The organism is Microbacterium sp. Leaf320 (assembly GCF_001423485.1).
Taxonomy (GTDB): domain Bacteria; phylum Actinomycetota; class Actinomycetes; order Actinomycetales; family Microbacteriaceae; genus Microbacterium.
The window spans coordinates 1000069-1008972 of record NZ_LMOD01000001.1; the positions used below are offsets into that span (position 1 = coordinate 1000069).

An 8904-nucleotide genomic window follows, 5' to 3' on the forward strand; every position below is an offset into this window, starting at 1 on the left:
GCTCAACGACCGGAGGTCGGCCAGGCGTTCGCCACGGCTTCTCGCACTTCGCCGAGCAGTTGCGGCAGCGCCTTGGTCTTGGCGATGATCGGGAAGAAGTTGGCGTCCGACGTCCACCGCGGCACGATGTGCTGGTGCAGGTGGCCGTCGACGCCGGCACCGGCGACGGAGCCCTGGTTCATCCCGAGGTTGAACCCGTCGCAGCGCGACACCTCCCGCAGAACGCGCATGCCGATCTGGGTCAGCGCACCGATCTCGGCGACCTCTTCGGGCGTGGCCTGGTCGTAGGTGCCGATGTGGCGGTACGGGCAGACCAGGAGGTGCCCCGAGTTGTACGGGAACAGGTTGAGCAGCACGTAGGCCGTCTCACCCCGGGCGACGATCAGCCGCTCGGCATCCGGGAACTTCGGAGCCTCGCAGAACGGGCATTCCTCGCGCAACGGCTCGGGGCCCGCCTGGATGTACGCCATCCGGTGCGGGGTCCACAGCCGCTGGAACTCGTCGGGGACGCCGGCGAACTCGCCGGCGTCCTCCCACGGCGGAGGGGCCGTGGTCACGCCAGGTCCCCTGCTGTCTGCACGAGCGTGTGCGCATCGATCGCGGCACGGATGCGCGACACGGCATCGGCGATCGGCACGCCGTTCTCCTGCGTGCCGTCGCGGTACCGGAACGAGACGGTGCCCGCGTCGCGGTCCTTCTCGCCCGCGATCAGAAGCAGCGGGACCTTGCCGGTGGTGTGCGTGCGGATCTTCTTCTGCATCCGGTCGTCGGAGGCGTCGAGCTCGGCGCGCACGCCCTGCGTGCGGAGTGTGTCGATGACCTCGCTGAGGTAGTCGGCGAACTCGTCGGCCACGGGGATGCCCACGACCTGCACGGGAGACAGCCACACGGGGAAGTCGCCCGCGTAGTGCTCGAGCAGAATCGCGAAGAACCGCTCGATCGACCCGAACAGGGCGCGGTGGATCATGATCGGCCGCTTCTTCTGGCCGTCCTTGTCCATGTACTCGAGCTCGAAGCGCTCAGGAAGGTTCGGGTCGACCTGCACCGTCGACAGCTGCCAGGTGCGGCCGATCGCGTCTCGCGTCTTCAGGTCGATCTTCGGACCGTAGAACGCCGCCTCGCCGGGAACCTCGGTGAGCTTCAGACCGGATGCCACGGCGACGCGACGCAGCGCGTCGGTCGACGACTCCCAGAACTCGTCGGAGCCGATCCACTTGGACTTCTCGTCGTCCTTCATCGACAGCTCGAGCTCGAAGTCGGTGAGACCGAAATCGCGCAGCATCGACAGGATGAACTCGAGGACCTTCGAGACCTCCGCCTCGAGCTGATCGGGCGTGACGAAGAGGTGCGAGTCGTCCTGGGTGAAGCCGCGCACGCGGGTGAGGCCGTGCAGCGCGCCCGACAGCTCGTTGCGGTACACGGTGCCGTTCTCGGCGAACCGCAGCGGCAGGTCACGGTAGCTGCGCGCACGCTCCTTGTAGATCAGGATGTGCATCGGGCAGTTCATGGGCTTCAGGTAGTAGTCCTGGCCCTGCTTGGTGACGTTGCCCTCGTCGTCGCGCTCCTCGTCCATGACGATCGGCGGGTACATGCCCTCCTTGTACGTGACGAGGTGGTTCGAGGTGAGGAAGAGGTCTTCCTTCGAGATGTGCGGGGTGTACACGTAGGTGTATCCGCCCTCGATGTGGCGCTTGCGCGCATGCTGCTCCATCTCGCCGCGGACGACACCTCCGCGAGGGTGCCAGACCGAGAGACCCGAGCCGATCTCCTCAGGGAACGAGAACAGGTCGAGCTCCTTGCCGAGGCGCCGGTGGTCGCGCTTGGCGGCCTCCTCGAGACGGTGCTGGTACTCACGCAGCTCGTCCTTCGACGGCCACGCCGTGCCGTAGATGCGCTGCAGCTGCGGGTTCTTCTCGCTGCCGCGCCAATAGGCGGCGGCGATGCGGGTGAGATCCCAGCCGTTGCCGATCATGCGGGTGTTGGGGAGGTGCGGCCCACGGCAGAGGTCCTTCCAGACCACCTCACCGTCACGGGTCGTGTTGTCGTAGATCGTCAGCTCGCCCTCGCCGACCTCGACGGATGCGCCCTCTGCCGCCTCCTTGCCGCCCTTGAGACCGATGAGCTCGAGCTTGAACGGCTCGTCCGCGAGCTCCGCCCGTGCCTCGTCGTCGGTGACGACGCGGCGCACGAAGCGCTGGCCCTCACGGACGATGCGCTGCATCTCCTTCGTGATGGCCTTGATGTCCTCGGGCGTGAACGGAGTGTCGACGCCGAAGTCGTAGTAGAAGCCGTCGGTGATGGGTGGGCCGATGCCGAGGTTCGCCTGCGGGTTGATCCGCTGCACCGCCTGTGCCAGCACGTGCGCCGCCGAGTGACGGAGGATGTTGAGCCCGTCGGGGCTGTCGATCGTGACCGGCTCCACCTCGTCGGCATCCGTCACTGTCGCGGCGAGGTCCTTGAGGGTTCCGTTGACGCGCATCGCGACGACTGAACGGTCAGAGAACAGGGCGAAGCCGTCTTTCGGCTGAGCATTTTCAGGCACTGCACACTCCATCTGGGTCTGGATCTAGGCTACTCGCATGCCCGGGGGCTGCTGACCGCTAAGACACCGCCTCGGTCGCCGTGTTCGCGGCTGTCGGCGCCAGGATGATGATCGCCGCGCCGACCAGCGCGATCGCCGAGCCGACCCAGTCCCAGATCGTGGGTTTGAAGCCGTCGACGATGATCCCCCATGCCAGGGATCCCGCGATGAACACGCCGCCGTACGAGGCGAGCACGCGCCCGAAGTTCGCGTCGGGCTGGAGCGCCGCGATGAAGCCGTACGCGCCGAGCGCCATGACCCCGAGCACCGCGAACAGCCACCCCCGGTTCTCCTTGACCGCCTGCCAGATCAACCAGGCCCCGCCGATCTCGGCGACGGCGGCGAGCACGAAGAGGATGCTGATGCGCAGGACGGTCATGCACCCAGTGTGGCAAAGACCCGGAAGGATGCCGCAGAACGCGCGATGCCACCACCCGGCTTCTCGGCGCGACCGGGTAGCGTGAGCGGATGGTCAAAGCACTGGCGCGTTGGATCCTCGCAGTCGCCCTCGGGGCGATCGGCATCGTCCATTTCGTGGGCACCCGCGGTTTCCGAGTCGTCGTTCCGGACTGGGCGACGAAGGCCACCCGGCTCGACAAGGACGCGATCGTGATCGCCTCCGGGGCCGCAGAGGTCGCGCTCGCGCTCGGGCTCCTCGCACTGCCCAAGGAGAGGCGACGCATCGGCATCGCGACCGCCGCCTTCTTCGTGGCCGTCCTGCCGGGAAACGTGCACCAGTGGCGCACACACCGTTCGACCCCCGGTCTCGACACCGAAGCGCGGCGATTCGGTCGGCTGTTCCTCCAGCCGCTGCTCGTGCTCTGGGCACTGTGGTCGACTGCTCCCGATCGTGCTCCGGCCGGTCGCGCTCGGCGTCGTAGCCGCTGAGGCGGGCGGCCCGCAACCCCTGCCCGCCGATTCCGTCGCGCGGGCGAGAATGGAATCATGTCCTCCCCCTCGATCGTGTGGCTCCGTGACGACCTCCGCCTCGCCGACAACCCGGCACTGCGGGCGGCCATCGATCGTGACGAGCCGATCATCGTGCTCTACGTGCTCGACGAGGAGTCCCCCGGCATCCGCCCGCTCGGTGGCGCCGCACGCTGGTGGCTGCACCATTCGCTCGCCTCGCTGAGCGGACGACTGCGAGAGCTCGGAGCGAGGTTGACGCTGCGCCGTGGACCCGCCGAGCGCGTCGTCCGTGAGACTGTGGCGGATACCGGAGCGAGCGCCGTGTTCTGGAATCGGCGGTACGGAGGAGCGGAGCGCGACATCGACGCGGCGCTGAAGGCGTCGCTCCGCGATGACAGGATCGAGGTCGCATCCTTCGCCGGCTCCCTGCTGCACGAACCATGGACGGTGAAGACCGGGAGCGGCACCCACTTCTCGGTGTTCACCCCGTTCTGGCGTGCCTGCCTCGCCCTGCCCGCGCCCCGCGCGCCACTCCCCGCACCGCGAAGCCTCGACGGGACCTCACATCGCCCGACCTCCGACGACCTCGACGACTGGAACCTCCTGCCGACGCGACCGGACTGGGCCGGCGGCCTGCGCGAGACGTGGGAACCCGGCGAGCCCGCCGCTCGTGCCCGGCTGAAAACGTTCCTGCACGACGACATCGACGTGTACGACCGCGCAAGGGACGAGCCGTCCGCCAGCGCCACCTCACTGCTCTCGCCCCGGCTGCGCTGGGGCGAACTGAGCCCGTTCACCGTCTGGCACGAAGCGGTCGACGCGCACGGTGCCGCAGGCTTCCTCTCGGAGCTGGGGTGGCGCGAGTTCGCGTGGCACACCGTGTTCCACTCCCCTGATCTGGCGACCGTGAACCTGCGCCGTCAGTTCGACGCGTTCCCCTGGCCGCGCCTCGACCCGGGCCAGCTCGAGGCATGGCAGCGCGGAGACACCGGAGTGCCGCTGGTGGATGCCGGGATGCGCGAGCTGTGGCACACCGGCTTCATGCACAACCGCGTGCGTATGGTCACCGCGTCATTCCTCGTCAAGAACCTCCTGATCGACTGGCGGCGCGGCGAGGAATGGTTCTGGGACACCCTCGTCGACGCCGACGGCGCGAGCAACCCGTTCAACTGGCAATGGGTCGCCGGATCGGGAGCCGATGCGGCTCCGTACTTCCGTGTGTTCAACCCCGAGCTCCAGGCCAAGAAGTTCGACCCGCACAGCCTGTACGTCTCGGAGTGGGCTTCGGATGCGCCCACCGAGCCGATCGTCGATCTGGCCGCCACGCGCAAGGCGGCTCTCGCCGCCTACGAGGTCGTCAAGCGATCGTCTCAGCCGGCGTCGTGATCGCGGTTCCGGCCGCTCAGGAGGCGTAGCGCTCGACGCGGAGCACGCAGTCGAGAGCTTCATCCTCAACGGCGACCGACGTCTCCCAGTCGGCGCTCGCGCCGGCGTCGACCGGTTCGACGTCGACCTGCGTGAGCGACCGCGTGTCACCGCCTTCGGTGAGCAGCGAGACGTAGATCCGGTACGACGCCGCAGCCTCGCTCGAGTTCGTCACGGAGCCCGCGATCTCCCAGTGGTCTCCTGCGAGTTCGCACGTCTTGACCTCGGCATCCGAGAGCGCACCCACGAGCCCTTCTCCAGAACCGGGCGTGTCTGTGATGTCCGTCACGCCCGCTTCGGCCTGCTCCGTCGCAGTCGGCGTGGGCGTGGGCTCGGGGGCGGAGTCCGTGCAACCGGCGAGGACGAGGCCGAGAGCCACGGCGATGCCGGCCACGACCACCCCCTTGGTCGCCGTGCGGCGTCCTGCGGTGGACGGTGAGGTTGCGCTCGGGTTCAGCATCGTGTGGCCTTTCAGTGCGGATTGCTAGGAGGAGAGGTTCTGGGGTCGCATCGAGCGACGACGGCGGGCGGCGAGCATCAGCACGAGGCCGGCGAGCAGCAGCAGTGCGGAGCCGCCGACCAGCGGCAGCGGGTCGCCGCCGCCCGTGAAGGGCAGCAGGCCCGTCGGGGTCGGCTGCGGGAGGTTCACCGCGTCGGAGGCGACGTCGAGCACCTGCACCCCGGACTCCGCTTCGACGCTCGTCACCACGGCGCGGGAGTCCACCACAGTACCTTCCATCACCGGGGTGATGATCACGGTGGCGGTCGCTGTGACGCTCTGGCCGGGGAGCAGCACGCCGGGTTCACCGGGCCACACGTACGTGATCGCCGAGAGTCCCGGGTACGGGTCGGTGATGCGCACGCCGGTGAGAGTCGTGGTCCCGGTGTTGGTCGCGGTGTAACGGAAGATCAGGGTGTCGCCCGCGAAGCCCTGCTGGCCGTCCTTGACCGAGATGCTCATGCCGAGACTGATGCTCGGAGCGCCGGGCACCTCCACCCGCACCGAGTCAGACGCCACCGCGGTCGAGCCGTCCGGCGCGGTGCCCACCACGGAGGCGGTGTTCTCGACGTGCTGGCGCACGACGTCCGCCGCAGTGATGACATAGTCGGCGGTCACGGTCGCGCTCTGACCCGCTGCCAGCACACCGGGTGTACCGGGCCAGGTCACGGTCGGAGCACCGAGTCCGACGAGGTCATCCGTGACCGCGACATCGGACAGCGTGACGTTGCCGGTGTTGGTGACCGTCACCAGGTACCGGATGCCGCCGCCCTGCTGCGCCGCGCCGGTGAGCTCCGCCGTCTTGTCGAGAGTGAGGGCGGGTGCCGCGGTGATGACGGTCTCGCCCGAGGCCTCGTCGCGGACGATCGTGCCCCCGCCGTCTCCGGTGGCGCCTGCGACCGACGTGATCCCGCCGGCGTCGACGTCTGCCGCTGTCAGGGTGTAGGTCGCGGTCGCCGTCGCCGACTGGCCGGGAGCCAGCACGCCGATCTCACCCGGCCACGCGATGCCGAGCCCGGTGAGCCCCGCCTGGCCGTCGACGACCGTGACGCCGCGGAGTGTCGTGTTCCCGTTGTTGGTGAACGTGAAGGTGTACTCGACGATGTCGCCGGGGCGTCCGGTGGCACCCTGTGCGAGCACCTGGGACTTCTCGAGGTCGATCGCCGGGGCAGCGGCCATGGTCGTGACGACCGACTCCGGGGAATCGGCTGTCACCGGGTCACCGCCGGGGGTCAGCGCACTGGCCGACGCGGTGTTGCGCACCTCGCCCGCGTCGATGTCCGACTGCTGCAGCGTGTAGGTCGCCGTCGCGGTGACGGATCCTCCCGGCGCGAGAGTTCCGACCGCGTCGGGCCATGCCCCATACGAGATGTCGGACAGCCCGTCGAGCGAGTCGGTGAGCGCGACCGAGGAGAGCGAGAAGGTGCCGGTGTTCGTGATCACGAAGTCGTACCTGATCTGCGTGCCGACGCTGCCGTCGCCCAGGCGCGTACCGGTCTTGGACACGTCGATCGAACCCATCCCGCCCGCCAGCGGCACGATCGTCATCGGCGTGCGGCTGCTGACGTCAGCGCCTGTCGGCGGCGTGCCGGATCCCGTGGTCGTGTTGCGGACAGTGCCCGCATCGACATCCGCCTGAGTGATCAGATGCGACGCCGTGATCGTCACGGTCTGCCCGGGAAGCAGACGCCCCGGGTTCGCCGCGTCCGGCCATGTGTAGACGAAGCCGGTGAGTCCCGAGACCGTGTTGCTGAGGGTCACCCCGTTCAGGGTCGTGTTGCCCGTGTTCTGAATCGTGAAGATGTAGTCGACCGCGTCTCCGAGGACGCCGACGTCTCCGGCGGCGAGTTCGGCGGACTGGGTCGCGCGGATCGCCTGCTCGGGGTTGGTCGGTGCGTCCGTCGCGATAGTGAACGGGGCGGAGCTGTCGGAGACGACGACTCCACGCGGAGAGGTTCCGAACGACGTGGCGACGTTCGTGATCGATCCGGCATCGACGTCGTCCTGCGTCACCGTGTACCGGGCGACGCCGGTCGCGGTTCCGCCGGGCGGAAGGATGCCGGTGGCCGACGGGAATTCGATCTGCGGGGTGCCCAGACCCTCAAGGTCGTCCTGGAGTCGGATCAGTCGCAGGGTCACGTTTCCGGTGTTCGTGATGTCGAACGTGTACTCGATGATGCTGCCCACACCGCCGGTGCCGCTGACGTACGCGCCGCCCTTGACCGTCTGGATCGACGGTGCGTGCTCGGCAGTCAGGATGGGCTCGATGGTCGAGCGGGTCGAGAGGACCTCGCCGGCCGGTGTCGTGGCGCGGACGGATGCCGTGTTCTGCACGGATCCCCGATCGACGTCCTCCTGGCTGATGTCATACGACGCCGTTCCGCGTGCGATCTGCCCCGGTGCGAGCACGCCTGCGGCAGCGGGCCAGTCGACGGTGATCGGTCCGATGCCGACCAGCCCATCCGTGATCGCCACGCCCGAGAGCGTCACGGTCCCGGTGTTCTCGATGCGGAACTCGAAGGTCACGCCGTCACCGGCGTCGTTCGCACCGGCCGCATCCAGGCTGCCCGTCTTCTCGAACTCGAGGCCGGGAGCCGCGACGAGCGACACCGTGGCGGGCGTCGTGGCCGCAGCCCGAGCACCCGTCGGGGGTGTTCCGGCTCCGGTGACCAGGCTCGTGACGCTGCCCGCATCGACATCGGCCTGGGTCAGCACGTACGTCGCCGTCGCGGTCACCGACTCACCGGGNGGGTGTTCCGGCTCCGGTGACCAGGCTCGTGACGCTGCCCGCATCGACATCGGCCTGGGTCAGCACGTACGTCGCCGTCGCGGTCACCGACTCACCGGGCACGAGCACACCCTCCGCCCCCTGCCACGCGTAGACGGGAGCGGACGCACCGGGCAGGGCGTCGGCGAGGGCGGCGCCGGTCAGCGTCACGTTGCCCTCGTTGGTCAGCACATACGTCCACGTCACGACATCGCCGGCCTTGCCCGTCGCCCCCGGAGCCAACGCACCACTGTCGCTCACACTCACCGCCGGACCCGCAGCCACCGTCGCAACGATGCTCTCCGGCGACACCACCGTGATCGGCTCACTCCRCGCCGGCACACCCGACGCCGACGCCGTGTTCACCACACGACCCGCATCCACATCCGCCTGCACGATCACATACGACCCCGTCGCCGTCGCCGTCTCCCCCGGAGCGATCACACCCGGCGCACCCGCATCCGGCCACACCACACCCGACAACACCACACCAGGAACCGCATCAGTCAGCACCACACCCGACACCGTCACATTGCCCGTATTCGTCACCCCGAACTCATACGACACCACATCACCCACAGCACCCGACCCCAACGCCACACCCGACTTCGACACCGACAACCCCGCAGCAGGCAACACCGTGTTCACCCGCACCGTATTCGTATCCGCAGACACCCGCACCCCACCCGGAGCAAACGCCGCCACCGACGCCGTATTCACCAC

7 protein-coding genes and 2 pseudogenes are annotated in these 8904 nt (G+C 68.7%); 3 read left to right on the forward strand and 6 right to left on the reverse strand.

Annotated features, from left to right (window positions below):
* Window positions 1-2 precede the first annotated feature (2 nt).
* The 3 genes from ASF63_RS04765 to ASF63_RS04775 all read right to left on the reverse strand — a co-directional run bounded on the left by ASF63_RS04765 (window position 3) and on the right by ASF63_RS04775 (window position 2960).
* The gene (locus ASF63_RS04765; protein ID WP_056510036.1) at window positions 3-557 is read right to left on the reverse strand and encodes an HIT family protein; all 555 of its coding nucleotides are present in this window, start codon (window positions 555-557) and stop codon (window positions 3-5) included.
* Window positions 554-2479 carry a threonine--tRNA ligase gene (thrS, locus tag ASF63_RS04770; protein ID WP_235560701.1) on the reverse strand — a complete coding sequence of 642 codons (1926 nt, stop codon included), beginning with the start codon at window positions 2477-2479 and terminating at the stop codon, window positions 554-556. Before thrS ends, ASF63_RS04765 begins: the two co-directional genes overlap by 4 nt.
* Before the next feature lie 121 nt (window positions 2480-2600).
* The gene (locus tag ASF63_RS04775; protein WP_056510042.1) at window positions 2601-2960 is read right to left on the reverse strand and encodes a YnfA family protein; all 360 of its coding nucleotides are present in this window, start codon (window positions 2958-2960) and stop codon (window positions 2601-2603) included.
* Between the two features lie 89 nt (window positions 2961-3049).
* Between ASF63_RS04775 and ASF63_RS04780 the strand changes: the two genes are divergently transcribed.
* Window positions 3050-3469, forward strand: a complete 420-nt coding sequence (locus ASF63_RS04780) for a hypothetical protein (protein ID WP_056510045.1) — start codon at window positions 3050-3052, stop codon at window positions 3467-3469.
* A gap of 57 nt (window positions 3470-3526) precedes the next feature.
* Window positions 3527-4876, forward strand: coding sequence for a cryptochrome/photolyase family protein (locus tag ASF63_RS04785; RefSeq protein WP_056510047.1), 1350 nt, complete (start codon window positions 3527-3529; stop codon window positions 4874-4876).
* A 16-nt stretch (window positions 4877-4892) separates the two neighbouring features.
* Here the strand turns inward: ASF63_RS04785 and ASF63_RS04790 are convergent, their stop codons facing one another.
* The 3 genes and pseudogenes from ASF63_RS04790 to ASF63_RS19615 all read right to left on the reverse strand — a co-directional run.
* Complete coding sequence (locus tag ASF63_RS04790) at window positions 4893-5375, reverse strand: hypothetical protein (RefSeq protein ID WP_235560689.1); 483 nt, start codon at window positions 5373-5375, stop codon at window positions 4893-4895.
* 24 nt (window positions 5376-5399) lie between these two features.
* Window positions 5400-8162 (reverse strand): annotated as a pseudogene (locus ASF63_RS04795) (DUF11 domain-containing protein); the annotation flags it as partial.
* Window position 8163: 1 nt separating this feature from the next.
* Window positions 8164-8796: pseudogene (locus ASF63_RS19615) on the reverse strand (hypothetical protein); the annotation flags it as partial.
* Here ASF63_RS19615 and ASF63_RS19400 point away from each other — a divergent pair.
* A partial coding sequence (locus tag ASF63_RS19400) for a hypothetical protein (RefSeq protein ID WP_235560691.1) occupies window positions 8714-8904 on the forward strand: 191 nt, incomplete at its 3' end. The pseudogene ASF63_RS19615 and the gene ASF63_RS19400 overlap by 83 nt on opposite strands.

Excerpts from the sequence above, each read along its gene's own strand:
- thrS (WP_235560701.1), bottom strand. The coding sequence starts at position 2,479 with ATGCGCGTCAACGGAACCCTCAAGGACCTCGCCGCGACAGTGACGGAT.
- ASF63_RS04790 (WP_235560689.1), bottom strand. The coding sequence starts at position 5,375 with ATGCTGAACCCGAGCGCAACCTCACCGTCCACCGCAGGACGCCGCACG.
- ASF63_RS04785 (WP_056510047.1), top strand. The coding sequence starts at position 3,527 with ATGTCCTCCCCCTCGATCGTGTGGCTCCGTGACGACCTCCGCCTCGCC.
- ASF63_RS04775 (WP_056510042.1), bottom strand. The coding sequence starts at position 2,960 with ATGACCGTCCTGCGCATCAGCATCCTCTTCGTGCTCGCCGCCGTCGCC.
- ASF63_RS04780 (WP_056510045.1), top strand. The coding sequence starts at position 3,050 with ATGGTCAAAGCACTGGCGCGTTGGATCCTCGCAGTCGCCCTCGGGGCG.